This window comes from Bradyrhizobium sp. Ai1a-2, assembly GCF_000426245.1.
GTDB lineage: Bacteria > Pseudomonadota > Alphaproteobacteria > Rhizobiales > Xanthobacteraceae > Bradyrhizobium.
Window position 1 is genome coordinate 127,020 of record NZ_AUEZ01000005.1, and the last position, 18,970, is coordinate 145,989.

General features: G+C 63.2%; 17 protein-coding genes. 8 read left to right on the plus strand and 9 right to left on the minus strand.

Annotated features, from left to right (window positions below; genetic code table 11):
• Positions 1-36: 36 nt before the first annotated feature.
• Complete coding sequence (locus K288_RS0105940) at positions 37-843, minus strand: lytic murein transglycosylase (RefSeq protein WP_027578700.1); 807 nt, start codon at positions 841-843, stop codon at positions 37-39.
• Between the two features lie 156 nt (positions 844-999).
• On the opposite strand from K288_RS0105940, the gene K288_RS0105945 reads away from it, so the two are divergent.
• Both K288_RS0105945 and K288_RS44810 read left to right on the plus strand, forming a co-directional pair.
• Positions 1,000-1,515 carry a hypothetical protein gene (locus K288_RS0105945; RefSeq protein WP_027578701.1) on the plus strand — a complete coding sequence of 172 codons (516 nt, stop codon included), beginning with the start codon at positions 1,000-1,002 and terminating at the stop codon, positions 1,513-1,515.
• Positions 1,516-1,792: 277 nt separating this feature from the next.
• A complete protein-coding gene (locus K288_RS44810) occupies positions 1,793-2,164 on the plus strand; it encodes a hypothetical protein (RefSeq protein ID WP_043159381.1) in 372 nt (123 codons plus the stop codon).
• Positions 2,165-2,286: 122 nt separating this feature from the next.
• Here K288_RS44810 and K288_RS49465 read toward each other — a convergent pair whose 3' ends face one another.
• A complete protein-coding gene (locus K288_RS49465) occupies positions 2,287-2,760 on the minus strand; it encodes a hypothetical protein (RefSeq protein ID WP_152535411.1) in 474 nt (157 codons plus the stop codon).
• 219 nt (positions 2,761-2,979) lie between these two features.
• On the opposite strand from K288_RS49465, the gene K288_RS0105960 reads away from it, so the two are divergent.
• A complete protein-coding gene (locus K288_RS0105960) occupies positions 2,980-3,216 on the plus strand; it encodes a hypothetical protein (RefSeq protein ID WP_027578703.1) in 237 nt (78 codons plus the stop codon).
• A 106-nt stretch (positions 3,217-3,322) separates the two neighbouring features.
• Here K288_RS0105960 and K288_RS0105965 read toward each other — a convergent pair whose 3' ends face one another.
• The 3 genes from K288_RS0105965 to dnaG all read right to left on the minus strand — a co-directional run bounded on the left by K288_RS0105965 (position 3,323) and on the right by dnaG (position 8,185).
• Positions 3,323-3,703, minus strand: a complete 381-nt coding sequence (locus K288_RS0105965) for a DCC1-like thiol-disulfide oxidoreductase family protein (protein WP_027578704.1) — start codon at positions 3,701-3,703, stop codon at positions 3,323-3,325.
• A 7-nt stretch (positions 3,704-3,710) separates the two neighbouring features.
• Complete coding sequence (gene rpoD, locus K288_RS0105970; protein WP_027578705.1) at positions 3,711-5,843, minus strand: RNA polymerase sigma factor RpoD; 2,133 nt, start codon at positions 5,841-5,843, stop codon at positions 3,711-3,713.
• A gap of 350 nt (positions 5,844-6,193) precedes the next feature.
• Entirely contained in the window at positions 6,194-8,185 is a 1,992-nt protein-coding gene (gene dnaG / locus K288_RS0105975; protein WP_027578706.1) for a DNA primase, read from the minus strand.
• Positions 8,186-8,353: 168 nt separating this feature from the next.
• On the opposite strand from dnaG, the gene K288_RS0105980 reads away from it, so the two are divergent.
• Positions 8,354-8,908: a chlorite dismutase family protein gene (locus tag K288_RS0105980; protein ID WP_027578707.1), complete on the plus strand. Its 555-nt coding sequence runs from the start codon at positions 8,354-8,356 to the stop codon at positions 8,906-8,908.
• Between the two features lie 6 nt (positions 8,909-8,914).
• Here K288_RS0105980 and K288_RS0105985 read toward each other — a convergent pair whose 3' ends face one another.
• From K288_RS0105985 to K288_RS0105995, 3 genes are read right to left on the minus strand one after another with little or no spacing between them, the layout of a single operon-like run.
• A complete protein-coding gene (locus K288_RS0105985; protein WP_027578708.1) occupies positions 8,915-9,313 on the minus strand; it encodes a gamma-glutamylcyclotransferase family protein in 399 nt (132 codons plus the stop codon).
• A gap of 32 nt (positions 9,314-9,345) precedes the next feature.
• Positions 9,346-10,158 carry a transglutaminase family protein gene (locus tag K288_RS0105990; RefSeq protein ID WP_027578709.1) on the minus strand — a complete coding sequence of 271 codons (813 nt, stop codon included), beginning with the start codon at positions 10,156-10,158 and terminating at the stop codon, positions 9,346-9,348.
• On the minus strand, positions 10,158-11,054 hold the full coding sequence (locus K288_RS0105995) for a transglutaminase family protein (RefSeq protein WP_027578710.1): 897 nt from the start codon (positions 11,052-11,054) through the stop codon (positions 10,158-10,160). The genes K288_RS0105990 and K288_RS0105995 overlap by 1 nt, the downstream gene beginning before the upstream one ends.
• 103 nt (positions 11,055-11,157) lie before the next feature.
• Between K288_RS0105995 and K288_RS0106000 the strand changes: the two genes are divergently transcribed.
• Positions 11,158-11,955 (plus strand): N-formylglutamate amidohydrolase, encoded by a 798-nt coding sequence (locus K288_RS0106000; RefSeq protein WP_027578711.1) that lies wholly within the window; start codon positions 11,158-11,160, stop codon positions 11,953-11,955.
• 9 nt (positions 11,956-11,964) lie between these two features.
• On the opposite strand, the gene K288_RS0106005 is transcribed toward K288_RS0106000, so the two are convergent.
• Entirely contained in the window at positions 11,965-12,591 is a 627-nt protein-coding gene (locus tag K288_RS0106005; protein ID WP_027578712.1) for a nucleoside deaminase, read from the minus strand.
• A 457-nt stretch (positions 12,592-13,048) separates the two neighbouring features.
• Here K288_RS0106005 and K288_RS0106010 point away from each other — a divergent pair, with 457 nt between their 5' ends.
• The 3 genes from K288_RS0106010 to K288_RS0106020 all read left to right on the plus strand — a co-directional run bounded on the left by K288_RS0106010 (position 13,049) and on the right by K288_RS0106020 (position 18,949).
• The gene (locus K288_RS0106010) at positions 13,049-14,710 is read left to right on the plus strand and encodes an arylsulfatase (protein ID WP_043159384.1); all 1,662 of its coding nucleotides are present in this window, start codon (positions 13,049-13,051) and stop codon (positions 14,708-14,710) included.
• Positions 14,711-14,900: 190 nt separating this feature from the next.
• A complete protein-coding gene (locus tag K288_RS0106015) occupies positions 14,901-15,230 on the plus strand; it encodes a hypothetical protein (RefSeq protein WP_027578714.1) in 330 nt (109 codons plus the stop codon).
• A gap of 359 nt (positions 15,231-15,589) precedes the next feature.
• Positions 15,590-18,949 carry an adenylate/guanylate cyclase domain-containing protein gene (locus tag K288_RS0106020; protein ID WP_027578715.1) on the plus strand — a complete coding sequence of 1,120 codons (3,360 nt, stop codon included), beginning with the start codon at positions 15,590-15,592 and terminating at the stop codon, positions 18,947-18,949.
• The last annotated feature ends 21 nt before the right edge of the window (positions 18,950-18,970 follow it).

The following is an 18,970-nucleotide window of genomic DNA, read 5'->3' on the forward strand; positions in this document are numbered from 1 at the left end:
GTGGGTTACGCTTCGCTAACCCACCCTACGAAGCCGTCATCGGCCCATGAGTTGATCGGCGAAATAAGCGATGGTCTTGCGGTACACGACCGCTCTGTTCCACTCGCGCATTGCTTCGAAATTGGCGCTGCCTTCCTCGTAGGAGGCTCCCATCTTGAAGCCGTTGGTGTGCAGGAGGTTCGCGGTGGAGGCGAGCACGTCGGGCACACTGTGGCGCAGGTCGACATGGCCGTTGCCGTCGAAATCGACGCCGTACTTGATGTAGGACGACGGCAGGAATTGTGTCTGGCCGATCTCGCCGGCATAGGCGCCGATCATGTCGTTGAGGCGGAGATCGCCGCGCTGCACGATCTGCAGCGCCGAGAGCAGTTCGTTCTGGAACAGCTCGGTGCGGCGGCAATCATGCGCGAGCGTGGCGAGCACGCGGAAGACCGGCAGCTTGCCCATGTCGCCCTTGCCGAAATCGGTCTCCAATCCCCAGATCGCGACCAGGATCTGGCGCGGCACACCATACTTCTGCTCGACGCTCGCAAGCAGCGCCGCGTGACGCTGCAGCATCGCGCGCCCGGTATTGATCCGCCCGGGCCCGACGCGGGTCGCGACATATTGCTCAAAACTCTTGCGGAACGTGCCGCGCTGTCGCCGGTCGAAGGCGAGCACGCCTGCATCCTGCTGCACGCCATCGAGCGCCTGCGAGATCACGCTTTGCGAGATGCCCGCCGAGGCCGCTTCCTGCGAAATGCCGCCGATGAACGTGTGGAAGTCGCCGCCGCAGCGGGCAGCCCTGGCCGGGCCGGACGCAATGAGCGCAAGCAACAGGACGGCCAGAACAAGCCTTGGCATATCGGATTTCCTTCAAGAGAGAATGCGGCGGGCGGGAGGTGCGATCATGCCCGGGAAACTCAGGCACGTCAAAAGACCGCTGCCACCGCCTCGGTTGATCCGGATCAACCCGCCAGACCGGCCCTCGCCTAGGGTGACGAAAAAAGGAGAGCCGCCATGATCGGAATTACGCTGACCGCCGACCAGATCCGCAATGCGCCGCGCGAGGTGCGCCAATGGATCGAGCATGAGGTGATGTCCGGCCTCGGTATCGCCGCGGCACAACCGCCGGCGCCACCGCCGCAGGCCGCTCATCTGGTTGCCTGCAGCGTGGAGGAGGCGCAAGCGATCCTGGCGCGGATCGAAGGCGTACTGCCGGCGGTGAACGTGTTCTTCGAGCTTGGCCGCCCCGTGGTCTCCTACGGCCAGCCGCCGGTGATGGTCTTCCGCCTGCTCGACATCATGCACCACACGCGCCTGCAGAATGTCGGGCAGGTGATGGCGTGCCTGCAACTGATCAACCAGGCGCTGACCGATGCACGCCGCGATCCCGCAGCACGGTTCTGCGATTTCGACGAGGCAGGCCATTGCCTGATCCCGCCGCAGACGCAGCAGAGCATCGCCACGCTCTGGCAGAACATGGCCGCCAGCCATCAGGCGGCCGAGGGAGCGGACTTCGCACCTGCGGCGTAGAGGCGAAGCACGCCGGATTTAGGAACGAAGCTGGAGCGATCCCGGTTATGCGTGAGCACCGGGCTCCGGCTTTTCAATTTTGCCCGTTTGTTGGCTGAGCCGCCGTCCCTGTCGCCTATAGCTTCGGTTCTGATTGAATCAGAACCGAAGCTATAGATTCTTGTTTTGACGCGTTTTCTGCGCAGATAAGTCTACGCAATCTGCGTAAACTTGATTGCTACGCGAACCGGTGTCCACTTCGCTCGAAAACGCTCTCGAAATGCGATAGGCTTCCACCATGAACGACATCCCGGAAGAGGCGCCCTCGCCGCGCCAGTCCCTCGTTCTCGGAGCGCCGCTATTCCGGCTGCTCGCGATCAATCTCGCCGCAGGTGTCCTGGTTGCAGTGCTGCTCGTCGGCGGCCTGCTGCTGCTCAATCCCGGCCACCTGCGTGATCTGATCCTGGCCGATCATACGCCCGGCGTCGCGCTCGGGCTGCTCCTGTTCGGCTTCATCGTCACGCTGGGCTCGAGCGCGATGGGCACCGCGATCATGGCGATGGGACAGCAGCAGACCGACGGCGGCCCGCGGCGTGGGCGTGGCCAACTGGTCGCGCAGACGGTCGCTGCCATGGCGCAAACCCAGGGCAAGCCGGCGTCCGGCAACTAGGGCGCCGTAGCCCGGGTGGAGCGCCAGCGTAACCCGGGATCTCCGGTGAGTATTGATGCAGCCGTCCCGGGTTGCGCGTTCCGCTCCACCCGGGCTACGAGGCTACCGACAAAGGCCACGCTTCAATGCAGGTTGAGCAGGTTCTTCACCAGTTGCCCGGACACGATATCCGCAAAGGACAATTTGATCTCCGGCGCGGCCGGCGGCGCCGGGCTGGCGGGCGCGACCGCGGGAGCCAGCGGTAACGGCGGCTGGATCGCCGCAACCTTCGGCGCCTGCCGCTTGACGACCTTCTTGGTCTTTTTCTCGATCTCGACCGCCGGCGGAGGCGGTGGCGCTGCGGCGAGCACGCGCACCGGCGGCGGTTCGCTTGGCGCTACGGGTTCGGCCAGCGTCGGCGGCGGCACAATCGTCGGCAGGCTGGTGTCCATGACGACAAGCTCGGGCGGCCGCTCGAGCGAAGCAATCCGGATGACCGGCCGCTCGACCTGGTCACCCGCCTCCTCTGTTAAGGATTGTGGCGCGCACCAGTCAGCGATGTACATTAACGCAAGAAGCGAAGCGCTAACCCAGGCGATGTATCGTCCGATAGGCATAACCATCTCTTGCCACCATGCTGATGTGACCAGAGCAAAGGCCGTAATTCCTGACAGTTGGTAACTGCGGCCGGGTTTGCCGGGAAATATCGAAACGTGGTTACCGCTGCGGATTGTGAACTTATTTCGGCGAAGCCTGCATTGTTCGCGCAGGGCAGCCAGCCGCGGGAAGGCCGTCATTTTCTTTGACAGCGGTGTCCTGATCGACGACAAGCCGCCATGGCCAAAAAACCCGGAACCAATCCCAAAGGCGAGTTCGCCTTTTTCAATGTCTTCTATGAAGACGGCTCGCAACGCTCCAACCGTCGCGTGCCCGCCGAGCTGCTCGGCGGCCTCGACGGCGACGAGCCGGCGCGCGGCTACATCCTCGAGCAGGACCGCGAGATCGGCGAAAAATCCGGCCGGCCTCCGCTGGCGATCAAGAAAATCGAGCGGGTCGGGGTGAAGAAGAAATAATCCGCGGCCGGTCGATCATCCCAATGACCGTACGAAGCAAGGAAATACGGCGGAAATGATCGAGAACGTTCGGATCGCTATTCCATAAAAAAGCAATCGTCGGCGTTCACCAGCGCTCGTTTCGCCTATTCCAGGCGAACAGCACATCCGCGAACCGATCATAGGCAAACCGTGTCACCGGCAACATGGCGCGATTGCCGAGCAGCGTCGCGATCCAACCTTCGCCGGGAGTGAGCCGCCAGATCGCGATCGCGACGTCGACGCCGACAATCAGGCGGTCGGCTTCGTCGGTTGCATGCAGCCGACGGCGCACGTCGTCAACGGTCGCGCCGTATAACGCGAGCGCGTCTGGTTGTTCGTTGATGTCCTTGAAGGAGATGGTGCCGGCGCGGACGGCGGCGAGGAGCTTGTTGCGCTGCCAGTCGATGCCGGCGTCGCAAACGGGGCAGCGCGTGTTGTACCAGACAACAAGGCGCTGCCCCGTCATGGCTTGGTCAGTTATCCAAGAAGCTCCGCAGCTTCCTTGACCTCGACGGATGCTTCAGCTTGCGCAGCGCCTTGGCTTCGATCTGGCGGATGCGCTCTCTCGTCACCGAGAACTGCTGGCCGACTTCTTCCAGCGTGTGGTCGGTGTTCATGCCGATGCCGAAGCGCATGCGGAGCACGCGTTCTTCGCGCGGGGTGAGCGAGGCCAGCACGCGCGTGGTGGTCTCGCGCAGGTTGGACTGGATCGCGGCGTCGATGGGGAGGATCGCGTTCTTGTCCTCGATGAAATCGCCGAGGTGTGAATCCTCTTCGTCGCCGACCGGCGTCTCGAGCGACAACGGCTCCTTGGCGATCTTCAGGACCTTGCGCACCTTCTCCAAGGGCATGCCGAGCTTCTCGGCGAGCTCTTCCGGCGTCGGCTCGCGGCCGATCTCGTTCAGCATCTGGCGCGAGGTGCGCACGATCTTGTTGATCGTCTCGATCATGTGCACGGGGATGCGGATGGTGCGGGCCTGGTCCGCAATGCTGCGGGTGATCGCCTGCCGGATCCACCAGGTGGCATAGGTCGAAAACTTGTAGCCGCGGCGGTACTCGAATTTGTCGACGGCCTTCATCAGGCCGATGTTGCCTTCCTGGATCAGGTCGAGGAACTGCAGACCGCGGTTGGTGTATTTCTTCGCGATCGAGATCACGAGGCGGAGGTTGGCTTCCACCATCTCCTTCTTGGCCTGGCGCGCTTCGCGCTCGCCCTTCTGCACCGAATGCACGATCTTGCGGAATTCGCCGATCTCGAGGCCGGTGAGCGCTGCGAGCTGCTGGATGTCGTGGCGCAGGTCCTTGATGCGGTCCTTCTCGTGATGGACGAAATTCTTCCAGCCCTTGGCGGAGAGTTTCGAGACACGGTTGAGCCAGCGCGGATCGAGCTCGGAGCCCTGGTAGTTGCGCAGGAAATCCTCGCGCGCGACGCCGTGGCTGTCGGCAAGCCGCATCATCCGGCTCTCGAACGAGACCAGCCGCTTGTTGATGTCGTAGAGCTGCTCGACCAGCGAATCGATGCGGGCCTGGTTCAGGCGCAGCGACTTCACCTCGACGATGATCTCGTCCTTCAGCTTCTTGTACTTGCGCTCCTGCGAAGGCGAGAGCGACTCGCTCTGCAGCTGGTTCGCAATGTCCTGCTCCTGCAGGCGGCGCAGCTTCTTGTATTCGGACGCGATCTTGTCGAAGGTCTCGACCACCTTCGGCTTCAGCTCGGCCTCGATGGCCGCGAGCGACATCTGGTTCTCGAACTCGTCGTCGTCCATGTCGGCTTCGGCGGCGGCCTCGCCCGGATCCTTCTCCTCGACATCAGCCTCGCCGCCGGCGGGCGCAGTGCGGAAGGGGGTCGGCGACGGCGGCGCGGCCGGCGGGGCAACATGGGCGACCGAGGCCTGCCCAGTCTCTTCCTCGCCCTCGGCGGCTGGCGCCCCATCACCCACCGGCGCGGCGATCATCGCCGCGTTCATGCCGCCCTTGGCCTCAGGGCCGGCGTAAGTTGCTTCGAGATCGATGATGTCGCGAAGGAAGATCTTGCCTTCGTTCAATTCGTCGCGCCAGATGATGATGGCCTGGAAGGTCAGCGGGCTTTCGCAGAGGCCTGCGATCATCGCCTCGCGGCCGGCCTCGATGCGTTTTGCAATCGCGATTTCGCCCTCGCGAGAGAGCAGCTCGACGGTGCCCATCTCGCGCAGATACATGCGCACGGGATCGTCGGTGCGCTCGCCCGGCTCGGATTTCTTGACCTCGGTGACGGCCTTCTGCGTGACCTCGACAAGCTCGTTGTCGGTCTCGTCGTCGGTGTCCTTGTCCTCTTCCTCGCCGTCGACGTCGTCGGCCTCGGTGACGTTGATGCCCATGTCCGAGAGCATCGACATGATGTCCTCGATCTGCTCCGGCGAGGTGGTGTCGGAGGGAAGCACTTCGTTGAGCTGATCAAAGGTCACGAAGCCGCGCTTCTTGGCCTGCTTGATCATCTTCTTGACGGCAGCATCCGAGAGGTCAAGCAAGGGCGACGGCGCATCCGCCTGTTCCTTCTCGGGGGCATCCGCTGCCTTGTCGTCTTTTTCCTTGTCCTTAACCTGCAGCGTCTTTGCCTTGGTGGCCATTCATCAAGCTCCCGAAACGCGCTTCACGTGAGGCTGGCGTTACGACGCGCCTCTCATGATCCACTGACGTCACAAGCACGGCAGCTTCCCTTCGGAGAAGCGTTCGCACTTCATCTCTTCGCTTGAGCACGATCGGGAAAGCCGTTACGTCGTCCCCGACCATACTCATGATACGGAAAGGGCGGCGCAACCTGTCGCCACCCCGTGTTCCGCTTACTCCGCCCTGACGGTCTGCACACCAAATAAGGGTGTGCCTATTAAGTTTCGCTTAACCCTGTTTTTGCAGCCAAACCATGGGTTTGGCGAGTCTTTTTGCGGCCCCGGCCCGAGCCGTCCGCATGAATCTTTCGTCAGACGCTGCGCTGGAACCGGCCCGACAACTCACCAAATCCCTCGATCAGGGCCTCGGTGCCTTCGGCTTCTGCCATTCGTGCCTGGATGTCCCGCAGCCACGCCCAGTTCGCCTCGCTGGAATCCTCGGCGTAAGCCTGCTCGGCGTCCTTCCTTTCCCTAAGTAATGCATGTGTTTTCTGATGCAAGGCAACGAGTTGCCGCCAAGTGGAAAGAACATCCTCGCGCGCGGCGCCGACCTGGACGCCCCACACCGCCTGGGTCGTGATCGCCCTCTCAACCCTTTGAAGGATTTGTGAAAATCCGCCTGCCGTAAGGTCGGCCCGCATTTTTTCGGCCTGCTCTTCCTCGTCGGGAGAATGGTGATGATCGTTGGCGAAAGCGGCGATGATGCCGGCGCGGAGCTTGTGCGCCTCGGGGTGGGCCAGCTCGAGGGCCGCGACCTCCTCCAGATGGTCGTGCAATAGCCAGGGATGGTTGATCAGGGTCTGCAGGATCAGGGCCTCGCGGCGCGACAGCGCGCTGCGCTGGCTGCGCATGATCGGGCTATTTGCGAGCTGCGGGCTCGCCGCCTGGTAGGGGCCGCGGAGAAGTCCCTGAGCCGGGCCGGCTGGCGGGCCGAACCGGCCGCCGCCGGGGGCGCGAGACGTGAATCGACGGGGTGATTCGCCGCCCTTCTGCGCGCGGAACGGGCCGCGGCCATAGCCGCCGCGGGCGGCCTCGGGGGCGAAATTGCGCTGCAGCCGCTCAGCAAAATCCTGCCGGTAGTAGCGGCGGACGACCTCATCGCGGACGGCATTGGTGAGCTCGCCGATGCGGGCCTCCAGGGCAGCACGACGCTCGGGGGTGGCGAAATTGCCGCCCTCGACCTCGCGCGACCAGAGCACGTCGGCCAGGCCGCGAGCCGCCGAGACCACCTCCTCGATCGCGCCGCGCCCGCCCGAGCGAGCGAGATCGTCGGGGTCCTGCCCTTCCGGCAGCAGCGCAAAGCGCAGGCTTTTGCCTGGCTTGAGATGGGGCAGCGCCAAGTCCGCGGCGCGATACGCAGCCTTCTGGCCAGCCCGATCGCCATCGAAGCAAAGGATTGGTTCGTCCGCCATCTTCCAGAGCAGCGCGAGCTGATTCTCGGTGAGCGCGGTGCCGAGCGGCGCTACCGCGCCCGAAAAACCCGAGGTGACCATGGCGATGACGTCGACATAACCCTCGACCACGATCAGCGCAGCGCCGTCATAGGCGGCCTGGCGCGCGGCCGCGAGATTGTAGAGATTGTCGCCCTTGTGGAAGAGCGGGGTTTCCGGTGAATTCAGGTATTTGGCGGGGACGTCCTTCTCCAGCGCGCGGCCGCCGAAGGCGATCACGCGGCCGCGGAGGTCGGTGATCGGAAACATCACGCGGTCGCGGAAGCGGTCGTAAGGCACGGGGATATCGTCGCCGGCGACCAGGAGACCGGCTTCCACCATGTCCTCGGTCGAAATGCCCTGGGAGCCCAGGAATTCCTTCAGCGCAAAGCGGTCCGGCGGCGCATAGCCGAGGCGGAACTGCAATTGCGTCGCCGGCGAGAGCGCGCGGTCGGCGAGATAGCCGCGCGCCTTTGCCCCGTTCCGCGAGGCCAGCGTGTCGGCGAAGAATTTTGCCGCGAGTTCCATCACGTCATGCAGTGTCTTGCGGCGCTGCTCGTGGCGGGCGGCATCCGGCGTCACCGCCGGCAGCGGCATGCCGGCCATCGCGGCCAGCCGCTCGACCGCTTCCGGAAAGGAGACGCCCTCGGTCTCCATCACGAAATCGAAGATGTTGCCGTGCTTTCCCGAGGAAAAGTCGTGGTAAAAGCCCTTCTGGTCGTTGACCGTGAACGACGGCGTCTTCTCCTGCTGGAACGGCGACAGCCCCTTCCACTCCTTGCCCGCCCTCTTCAGCCGCACGCGCTTGCCCACGACTTCCGAGACCGGAAGCCGGGCGCGCAGCTCATCGAGGAATTGCGGAGTGAAGCGCATGGGGCAGATTTTGGGGCCAGCGTGAAGGGTCACCGATATAGTGAGCGCGGGCTCAAAGTATCAGGATTGTGGCGATTCGCCCGGAATTCACAGGCCCGTCGGGCTCTGTTGGGTCATGGATGGTACTGGCATCTTGAACCCAACCCGGTTCCGCTGTTGGATAGTGGCATGTTTACGACTTTCAGAGGCGGACAAAGCGGCGGCTGGCGCGTCACCTCGATCTCCAAGGTGAAGGGCGAGACGCTGCCGCGCGTGGCGGCGGTGTCGATCATTGCGAGCGAGGCGATCGCGCTGCCGCTGTTGCCGTCGACCACGGCCTGGCGGCTCGCCGGCGTCACCAGTCATCTGCGCTACACCAACCGCGCGGAGAAGGATCAGCTCGACGCGCAGCAGGCCGAGCTCGGCCGGCGCGAGGCGAGCTGCGCGGCGCTGATCCCGATCCGCAAGACGGTCGCGTGGTGGAACCTGACGCCGGAAGAACGGCGCGAGATCTTCGAGGACAAGTCGCACCATATCGCCGGCACGCTGAAATATCTGCCCGCGATCGCGCGCCAGCTCTTCCACAGCCGCGACCTCGGCGAGCCCTTCGATTTCCTCACCTGGTTCGAATTCGCGCCCGAGCACACCGCACTGTTCGACGAAATGGTGGCGATGCTGCGCGCGACCGAAGAGTGGAGCTATGTCGAACGCGAGGTCGATATCCGCGTGGTGCGGGAGGAGTGAGGCGGCCTACGCCTCCAAGAACCGGCCCGAGGCGATGCGCGGCAGGCGCGCGACCGGCCAGTTGTAGACATAGGTCCACGCCTCCGCCGTGGTGCCGTCGGCCAGGGTGAGCGGCAGCATCTGGCGGATATATTCGGTCGGCTGCGGAAAACCCTCGCCGCAGGCTTCATACATGTCGAACTCGCGTAAGAGTTCGTCGCAGGAGCGCAGGCGAAACAATTCGCCATGCACGAGGTCGGCGGGATCGTCGGACAGTACGAGCCCGGGATAATGCTTCACCAAATAGAGCTGGCCCCGGCAGTGCGCCTCACCGATGAAATCGGCATTGCCCGACAGCAGCCGCGCCATCGGGTGGTCGAAGCCGCGCATCAGCGTGCCATAGACGAAGAGACGGTCGGAGATCATCCGAGCTTGTTATCCTGCAGCCCGCGGCCGGATCAAGCCGCCACCACCTCTTCGCTGATCACGATGAATTTGGTCAGCGTCATGCGGCCAAAACTCGTGGTGAGCGCGACGTCGGCGGCGTCGCGGCCCGTGCCCATCAAGATGCGTCCGATGCGCGGCACGTTGTGGCGGGCATCGAAGGTGTACCACGCCCCGGAGAGATAGACCTGGAACCAGCCCGAGAAATCCATCGGCGCGGGGTCCGGCGGCACGCCGATGTCGCCCATATAGCCGGTGCAGTAGCGCGCGGGGATGCCCATGCAGCGACAGAAGGTGAGCGCGAGATGGGCGAAGTCGCGACAGACGCCGCTGCGTCGCTCGTAGACATCATGCGCCGACTTCATGTGATGGGCGTGCTCATAGCCGAAGGTGACGTGGTGGTGCACGAACTCGACGATCGCCTGCACCCGCGCCCAGCCGGGCGGCGTGTTGCCGAACAGCGACCAGGCGATGTCGGTGAGCTTGTCGGTCTCGCAATAGCGGCTCGGCATCAGATAGAGCAGCACCTCGTCCGGCAGTTGCTCGATCGGAATCTGCTGCGCGGCCGGATTGACGGCATCCGGCAGGCCGGAATCGCGCACCAGCGCGTTGCCGCGCAAGGTCACGCCGCCGGCCGGCGCCAGCAGCCTGCCGCAGACATTGCCGAAACTGTCGCGGTAGAAGCCGATCGGGGCATTGGGCTCGGCGATGATGGTCTCGGTGCCGACGATGTCCTGGACGCGCGAGGGATGGATCGAGAGCATCATCACCATCGGCGTCGGCTGCGCGGCCGCATAGGCAATCTCGAAGCCGACCCTGATCTCAATCATGCCGGTTCGCGCTCCCTCTCCTCTTCGCCGGCCGGCTCGACCCTGATCGCGACTTCCATGCTCACGTAGGCGTCCGCCGCGCCGATATAGACGCCGTGCAGCGGGATCGCCTGGCGCGGATCGCGCGCCACCGCGACGCGGATCAGATCGCGCGTGCCGACGATGCCGTTGGTCGGATCGAACTCGATCCAGCCTGCGCTCGGCAGATAGACCTGGACCCAGGCATGCGTCGAGCCGTCGCCGACATGGCCGCCGTCCGAAGGCGTCGCGAGATAGCCGGACACGAAACGCGCGGCGATACCAAGCCGCCGCAGCGCCTCGATCATGAACAGCGCATAGTCGCGGCAGGAGCCGGAGCCGGTCTGAAGGGTGTCGAGCGGATGCTGCGTGCCGTGCTCATGGCGCCTGCGATAATTAAAACTTTCCCGGATGCCATGCGTCATGCCGCTCAGGATCCTGAATGTCGGCATCGGCGCTTCCGCATCGAGGAATTGCCGCGCCCAGGCCAAAAGCGCGCCGTCCGGATCGGCATATTGCGGCCTGACATATTGCGAGAGGTCCGGAAATTCCTCCTCGTCATAGAGGAATGGATAGAAATAAGCGGGGTCATCCGGCGTCAGCGCGAACTCCTCGGCAGGATGATGGTCAACGGTGGCTGTCGAGATGAACGACAGCGTGTCCGCCCGCTGGTCAAAAGCTGCGATCGCCACACTGTTGCCGAACACATCGTGGATCCAGCGCAGCGATATCGGCTGCGGCTCGATTCTCAGATCGCTCTCGACCACGCGCAGGTCATGGCTGTCGCGCGGGCTGAGCATGATGCGATGCTCGCCGAACGTTACCCGATGGGTGTAGCGATATACGGTCTTGTGATGAATCTTGAGTATCGGCATCGTTCAGCAATCATCGTGACTTTCGGCGGTCGAATCTATAGTGGACGCTGCTCATTCTTAAGATCGGCGTGCCGCTTCGTTAGGCAAAGTTGAGGATAAAATCTTGGACACCACGGCCGGCTCGACGTTCCTGCTCACGGACGACAACGTCCCGCCGGTCCACGAACATAATGCCGATGGCCGCTCGGCGTTCCTCTTGACCTGCGACCATTATGGCCGGCTGATCCCGGGCGTGCTCGGCGATCTCGGCCTCTCCGAGACCGAGCTGACACGGCACATCGCCTGGGACATCGGCATCGCCGAAGTCGCCGAGCAGCTTGCGACCCAGCTCGGCGCGCATCTGGTCGCCCAGCGCTATTCGCGGCTCGTGATCGACTGCAACCGCCCCCCGCATGTCGCAAGCTCGATCCCCCTGATCAGCGAATCCACCATGGTCCCCGGCAATGAGGGTTTGACGCGCGAAGCCGCGGAGGCGCGGCGGCGGGCGATCTTCGATCCCTATCACCGGCGGATCGACGAGATCATCGACCAGCGGCTGCATGCGGGCAAGCCGACGGTGCTGGTGTCGCTGCACAGCTTCACGCCGGTCTATGCCGGGATCGCGCGTCCCTGGCATATCGGCACGCTCTATCACCGCGACACCCTGCTGCCGCCGCTGCTGCTGAAGCGTTTGCGCAGCGAGGGCGACCTCGTGGTCGGCAACAACGAGCCCTATGCGGTCAGCGACGAGACCGACTACACGATCCCCGTCCACGGCGAGAGGCGCGGCCTGATGAACACGGGAATCGAAATCCGCCAGGACCTGATCACCGATCAGGCTGGACAGAAAGCGTGGGCGGACAGGCTGGCGCGCATCCTTGCCGAGATCGAAGCGACGCTAAGCGCGGAGAAGCTGATCTAGCGCGCATCCCTAGCTGCGCCAAAGGCGATCGATAGCCACAGCCCTGGCCCAGTTTGCGAGACTGGACCAAGGACCAAGCCGCAGACCAGTGTTCGAACTGGCTGCGTGCTCTGCGTCGGAACCATGTACGAAGATCTTTCGAGCCTTCATGAAACGCCAAGCAAGCGGATTTCGATCCTGAAAGACTTTCTGGACATGCTCTTGCAGATATCCGGACAGGACAACGGGCGGCGGAGCAAACACTTCGGGCAATACCGACGACAAATGCGTGTCGGTCAGAACGTTCCATCGCGAGTTGCCGCCCATGACCGGCGATCGCAAGCTGAACACCACTCGCCCGATCCTGGTTTCGCGGATGGCGTAAGAACACATCGCGCAGGGTTCGATGGTTGAATAGAGCGTGCAATCGTCAAGGCTGGTCGCGCGGAGCTTCTTCTGGGCTAACGCAATCGCAACCATCTCGGCGTGTCGCGTAACGTCTCGTTCGGCTTTGACCATGTTGAGGGATTCGCAAACGAGTTCGCCTCGTCGAGCGATCACAGCCGCGAACGGATACTCCCCACTCCGGCGCGCCGATTGCGCGAGAGTAACGCAGCGACGCATCATGATCGCATCGGACGCCTCCGAATCAAGCATGCTCCTGCCCTTCGCTTAACGGCTCGGATTCCGAGTCTCCCGAACCAAGCCGGTGCACGATCAGCGCGCGTTTCGACCAAGTTAATGGAGGTTCAGTTGTGCTGACTATGCATAATCGGCAACTTCCGAGCCGACGGCGAAAAGACCCTCCAGAAACGACCCGCCAGATCAGCGCGCTCGCGCCGCGGTGGTCCGGAAGCGGCTGTCTCGCTGCTTCGCAAATCCTGCCGAAGGTGCATAGCGCGTGCAGGGCGTTTCGAGCAATTTCCCAGCCGCGAGGCGTCCGGCCGATTGCCTGAAACAGCCCGTGCGTGGATCGGCAAGGCGAACACGGCCGGTGGGTGGCGCTCGGCGAAGGCTGCGGCCGGAGCTTCAGCAGCCCATATTGAGGAAAGCGAACATGAGCATGTCCAGAACGTTCTGGGGCGCTCTTGTCGTGCTGTGTACCGCCACGACAATGGCGAGCATTCCTGCCTCCGCCCAGCAGGGACAGCAACCCAACATTGTCTTCATCATGGGCGACGACATCGGCTGGATGCAGCCGAGCATCTATCATCAAGGCCTGATGGTCGGCGAAACGCCGAACATCGATCGCATCGGGCAGGAGGGTGCGAAGTTCATGGACTACGTCGCCATGCAGAGCTGCACCTCCGGCCGCAACGCCTTCTTCACCGGCATGTATCCGCTGCGCACCGGCATGATCCCGCCGCAGCTCCCGGGTAGCCCGTCTTACCTGCGGCCCGGCACACCGGCACTCGCCAAGTTCCTGCTCGATCTCGGCTACACCACCGGCGAGTTCGGCAAGAACCATCTCGGCGATCACACCGAGGCGCTGCCGACCGCGCACGGCTTCCAGGAATACTGGGGCTACCTCTATCACCTCGATGCCATGCAGGCGGTCAGCTTTCCTGACATCAACAAGACCCCGACGAACCAGAGCTTTGCTCCGCCCTGCAAAAACACGCCGATCCCCGGCCTGCCCGAGGTTCCCGGCGTGGACCCGAAGACCACTGTCTGCGTGACACCGCCGCGCCCGGTCATCTGGTGCAAATCCTCCGATGGCACTCAGCAGAATCAGAAATGCAGCGACGAAGGGCCGCTGACGCTCGAGCGCTCGAAGACCGTGGATGAGGAAATCTCCGCCAAGGTCATCGACTTCCTCGACCGCAACGATCCCCGCAAGACCAACAAGCCATTCTTCGTCTGGTACAACCCGGCGCGCATGCACGTCACGACCGTATTGTCGGACAAGTATTTGGCCATGCTGGGCGAGGTGGGCGGCAAGGATTGGGGGATCAACGAAGCCGGCATGAAGCAGATGGACGACAACATCGGCTACGTGCTCAAGAAGATCGACGACATGGGACAGACCAATAACACCATCGTCGTCTTCACCACCGACAACGGCGCCGAGACACTCACCTTTCCCGATGGTGGCATCACGCCCTTCAGAGGCCAAAAGGGCGAAGCCTGGGAGGGCGGCTACCGCGCCCCCTGTGTGATCCGTTGGCCCGGCGTCATCAAGCCTGGCACGATCAAGAACCAACTGTTCGCGGCGCTCGACTGGCTGCCAACCTTGGTCGAGATCGCCGGCGGTCCGAAAGGCGACGGACTGAAAAAGCAGATCGAGGCCGGCCAGTACCCCGGCATCGTCAAGACCACGCTCGACGGCGTCAACCAGATCGACTACCTGACCGGCAGGTCGGAGAGATCGGCGCGCAACTACTTTTTCTACTACTCGGGATCAACGCCGTCGGCAGTCCGCTTCGGCAACTGGAAGATCTATTACAAGATAGCGAGACATGGGGCTGCCGGCTGGCTCGAGCCGCTCACCGACTGGCACTTCCCCCTGATCCAGAACATCAAGCGTGACCCGTTCGAGCAGAACGTTTCCCCCGAGGACACCAAGTCGCTGCTGTACTTCGGCGGATCACTGGCCGCCCCAAGCACCGCCTTTATGTACGACGGGCTTGCCATGATGCCTCTCGGTCAACTGTTGTGGCTGAAGGAGCTGGAGTCCTACGCGACGTATCCGCCGCTGCAGTCGCCTGAAACCTACAACCTAAGTCAGGTCTTGCAGGAGGTCAGGAAAGCGCACGAGAGCCATCCGGGTGATTAGCCCGTCATGATGAGCACGGACGTAACCCACGCAGGCGCCCCCACGGGGGTCCGCTCCCGACAGGCGAAGCGATGCATATGCTTCCCGTACAATGCCTTCGGCGAAGCAGACGCTAGCTGGTTGGCCGTGCTTGGGCGCGAGACTGGAAGCCCCCGGGTTGGGATGGCTGATCGAACGAAGGGAGAATCCTATGAAACGTCTATCATTGGTTATCGGCATGCTGGCCGCCCTCGCGGCTCCCAGCGCATCGGCTCAATCGATCAATCTGACCGGCATCTATACGTGCGTTGACAGGTGTCGGGGAAGTCTGCCTGCCCATGTCACGCAGAACGGATATGACCTGAATCTCCTGACCGAGGCAGGCGTGCCTGCCCGCGCATGGCCGGACTGGTTTTCGCCGACCAGCCGGATCTGGATTGATGCTTTCAACGAAGGCGCGGTTTACTCCCCGGATGGCATGCTCATTCAGTTCGACAATGGGACCATCTGGCACCGAGGCTTGCCGCCGCCGCGAAGGTGATCTGTACGGATAGCTGCGCTGCCAGTCGCCACGGTCCGGACACGGCTTCGCGCCTGTTTATGCCGGGATCGCGCGCCCCTGGCATATCGGCACGCTCGATCACCGCGCCGCCGTGTTGCCGCTGCTGCTGATACGTTCGCGCGGCGAGGGCGACCTCGCGGTCGGCAACAACGAGCCCCGGTCACCGCGAATTTCGCCTTTTGACCTCCCGATAGACATCGCGTTGCAGCGTCCCCCTTTCGCCCGGGCCGCTGCGTTAAATTGTGTGAGAAGTCCGGCGATCGGCGCTTCCGTCGACAGATGTGCCTTCGCAGGTCTCTGCAATGTGCTATTCTGGTTGCATAGGCCATAGGTATACCATGACGGGTATTGCAGAGTGGCTAGCATCGATAGGTTTGGGGGAGTACGCCCAGCGTTTCGCCGAGAACGCCATCGACCTTTCGGTCGTCGGCGATCTCACGGAGCAGGACCTCAAGGACCTCGGCGTCCTGCTCGGGCACCGGCGCAAGATTCTCCGCGCGATTGCAGAACTCAAGAGTGAAGTCGTTGTAGCAGCCCAAACGGGCGCCAAACCAACGCCGCGGGACGGCGCCGAGCGGCGCCAACTCACGGTCATGTTTTGCGATCTGGTGGACTCGTCGGCACTTGCGGCCCGACTGGATCCGGAGGATTTGCGCTTGGTCATCGGCGCCTATCACGACTGCATCGCGGAGGTTATCTCCCGGAATGAGGGCGTCATCGCGCGGTACATGGGAGATGGCGCGCTCGCCTATTTTGGCTATCCCCAGGCGCACGAGGACGATGCCGAGCAGGCGACACGCGCGGGGCTGGCACTGGTCGATGCCGTAGCCCACCTCCAGACAGATATCGGCACCAAGCTGCAGGTCCGCATTGGCATCGCCACCGGCATGGTGGTGGTGGGCGATTTGATCGGCGAAGGTGCCGCCAAGGAGCACGCGGTCATTGGTGAGACACCGAACCTGGCTGCTCGCCTGCAGCAGTACGCCGAGCCCGGCATGGTGCTGATTTCCGAGAACACGCACCAGCTCACCGCGGGATATTTCGAATATGCCGATCTCGGCTCTATCGCGCTCAAGGGATGGGCAGAGCTAATACCTGCCTGGCAGGTGCTCGGGATAAGCGGAGTGGAAAGCCGCTTCGAGGCGCGGCACAAGACCCGATTAACACCGCTCATCGGGCGTGACGAGGAGATCGAGCTGCTGTTGCGGCGCTGGCAGCATGCCGCGTCAGGCGAAGGCTGCGTGGTGGTTCTGACTGGAGAGCCAGGTATCGGCAAGTCGCACATCGCGCTGGCGCTTCAAGAGCGACTCCGGGCCGAACCACACATTACGTTGCGGCATTTCTGCTCGGCGCACCACACCAACAGTGCACTGTATCCATTTATCGCCGACCTCGAACGTGCTGCCCGGTTCGAGCGGGGCGAGACGCCGACGGAAAAGTTTGCCAAGCTTGAAGCTCTGCTCCTGCGATCTGGCGCTGACGCGGACCGTGTGGTGCCGGCGCTGGCCAACCTTCTGTCGCTGCCGCTCAGCGACCGCTACCGCCTCCCCGAGTTGAGTCCGCAGAAGCGCAAAGAGATAACGCTGGCGGCGTTCATGGCCCAGCTCCACGCACTGGCGGCGCGGCAGCCAGTTTTTGTCATCTTTGAGGATGCCCATTGGGCAGACCCGACTTCGCTGGAGCTGCTCACGGTGGCACTGGAAAGTCTGCCGCGACTCCGCGTGCTGCTGCTCATCACCGCGAGACCGGAGTTCACGCCACCCTGGCCGGGTCATGCACATGTGACGACGGTCTCGCTCACACGGCTGAACCGGCGCAACGGGGCGGCATTGGTCGAGCGCGTCACGGCCGGCAAGACGCTCCCGGAGGAGGTCATGGATCAAATCCTGGCCCGTACCGATGGCGTGCCCCTGTTCGTCGAGGAACTGACCAAGGCCGTGCTCGAAACCGGGCTGTTGCAGGAGCGGGACGACCATTACATGCTCAGCCGTCCGCTGCCTTCGATGGCGATCCCAACGACATTGAACGCATCCCTGATGGCCAGACTCGACCGGTTGGCTCCGGTGAAGGACGTGGCTCAGATCGGCGCAGTCGTGGGCCGCGAGTTCTCTTACGAACTGCTGAGCGCCGTTACCGGGTTGCCAAGGCAGAGGCTCGAGGAAGCGCTTGCCCAGCTGGTTCGGGCGGAGCTGATATTCTGCCGGGGCGAGATACCCCGCGCGGTCTACACCTTCAAGCATGCGCTCGTCCGGGACGCTGCCGAAGCGGGACTTCTGAAGAGCCGACGTGCAGCGCTGCATGCCACCATCGCAGACGTCTTCGAACAACGATTCCCGGAAATTGTGGAGACTCAACCCGAGACTCTCGCACTCCACCTGACGGAGGCGGGACTTTTCGAAAAGGCGGGAGAATATTGGCTCCAGGCAGGCAAGAAAGCGGCCATGCGCTCGGCCAACCTCGAAGCCATCGCACACTTGCGGAAAGGCATCGAGATCCTGGCCCATTCGGCCAAGGGCGCACGGAAGGACAGACGGGAGCTTGATTTCCAATTTGCGCTCGGACCCTGCCTGATCGCTACCCAGGGGCCGGCCTCGCCACATGCGGCGGCGACCTTCGCTCGTGCGCGCGAGTTGTGCCAGCGCCTCGGAGATCCCCCCGAGCAGCTCCAGATCATGTTCTGGTTGACCACCGCGAGCGTCATTCGTGGTGAGTTGCCGGTCGCCGAGGAAATGATCTCGGCGCTGCTCGATCTCGCGGAGGCACGCGGCGATCGGCCAACCTTGCTCAACGCGATGCGTGGACAAGGGATGATTCGCCTTTTCATGGGACATCTCACAGGCGCTCACGAAGTGATCGAACGGGCCTTCGAAGCGTTCGAGGCGAGCAGCGAGCAGGACAGGTTGGCGGCCGGCGCCGCCGGCCAGGATGCGGGCGTGGCCGACCTTGCCCTGATGTCATGGGCGCTCTGGCTGCTGGGCCGCGCCGATACGGCACTCGCGCGTTTGAATGCCGCCATTCGGCGTGCCGACGATATCAATCATCCGCACTCGCAGGCCTATGGATGCTATTATGCGTCCATTCTCCACGCTCTTCGGGGCGAGTTCTCGATTGCACACCGCTATGCCGAACGCTGTCTCGCCTTGTCGGAGGAACACGGATTCAGGCAATGGCGAGGATTGGCGCGCGCCGTCCGGGGGATAAGCGCCACCTTTCTTGATCCTTCGTCCGCTGCACTCGCGGAAATCCAGACTGCTATGAACGAATATCGCCGCGCGGGCTATCAGCTCGGCATCACAGCACTCTACGTGCTTCTGTGTCCGGCCTTGTTGTCGAGCCATCAATCCGAAGCCACGCTAGAGCTTATCGAACAGGGCCTCGCGACGACCAGCCGCAATAGCGAACGGATATTCGAGGCCGAGCTGTATCGGCTGAAAGCGCGCGTGTTGCTATTTCATGGCGCACCGGACGCTGGCACCGAGGCGCAATCACTGCTCGATCACGCATTGACAACCGCAAGAAACCAACACGCCAAGGCCCTTGAACTTCGCGTTGCAGCCGATCTTGCCGCCTTGTGGATTGATCAGGGCAGGCGCGAGGAAGCGCTCGAGTTGCTCGCTCCCATCCATGCCTGGTTTACCGAGGGCCTGGAAACGCAGGATCTCAGGCAGGCAAAGGCGTTGCTCGACCGATTGCGGTAATTCTGCCTGGACAACCTGGCT

Bases quoted from the DNA above. Each gene is read 5' to 3' on its own strand.
- K288_RS0105945 (WP_027578701.1), top strand. From the start codon at position 1,000: ATGATCGGAATTACGCTGACCGCCGACCAGATCCGCAATGCGCCGCGC.
- K288_RS0105965 (WP_027578704.1), bottom strand. From the start codon at position 3,703: ATGACGGGGCAGCGCCTTGTTGTCTGGTACAACACGCGCTGCCCCGTT.
- dnaG (WP_027578706.1), bottom strand. From the start codon at position 8,185: ATGCGCTTCACTCCGCAATTCCTCGATGAGCTGCGCGCCCGGCTTCCG.
- K288_RS0105960 (WP_027578703.1), top strand. From the start codon at position 2,980: ATGGCCAAAAAACCCGGAACCAATCCCAAAGGCGAGTTCGCCTTTTTC.
- K288_RS0105940 (WP_027578700.1), bottom strand. From the start codon at position 843: ATGCCAAGGCTTGTTCTGGCCGTCCTGTTGCTTGCGCTCATTGCGTCC.
- K288_RS0105980 (WP_027578707.1), top strand. From the start codon at position 8,354: ATGTTTACGACTTTCAGAGGCGGACAAAGCGGCGGCTGGCGCGTCACC.
- K288_RS0105985 (WP_027578708.1), bottom strand. From the start codon at position 9,313: ATGATCTCCGACCGTCTCTTCGTCTATGGCACGCTGATGCGCGGCTTC.
- K288_RS0106005 (WP_027578712.1), bottom strand. From the start codon at position 12,591: ATGCTTGATTCGGAGGCGTCCGATGCGATCATGATGCGTCGCTGCGTT.
- K288_RS0105995 (WP_027578710.1), bottom strand. From the start codon at position 11,054: ATGCCGATACTCAAGATTCATCACAAGACCGTATATCGCTACACCCAT.
- K288_RS0106010 (WP_043159384.1), top strand. From the start codon at position 13,049: ATGGCGAGCATTCCTGCCTCCGCCCAGCAGGGACAGCAACCCAACATT.
- K288_RS44810 (WP_043159381.1), top strand. From the start codon at position 1,793: ATGAACGACATCCCGGAAGAGGCGCCCTCGCCGCGCCAGTCCCTCGTT.
- K288_RS0106020 (WP_027578715.1), top strand. From the start codon at position 15,590: ATGACGGGTATTGCAGAGTGGCTAGCATCGATAGGTTTGGGGGAGTAC.
- K288_RS0106015 (WP_027578714.1), top strand. From the start codon at position 14,901: ATGAAACGTCTATCATTGGTTATCGGCATGCTGGCCGCCCTCGCGGCT.
- rpoD (WP_027578705.1), bottom strand. From the start codon at position 5,843: ATGGCCACCAAGGCAAAGACGCTGCAGGTTAAGGACAAGGAAAAAGAC.
- K288_RS49465 (WP_152535411.1), bottom strand. From the start codon at position 2,760: ATGCCTATCGGACGATACATCGCCTGGGTTAGCGCTTCGCTTCTTGCG.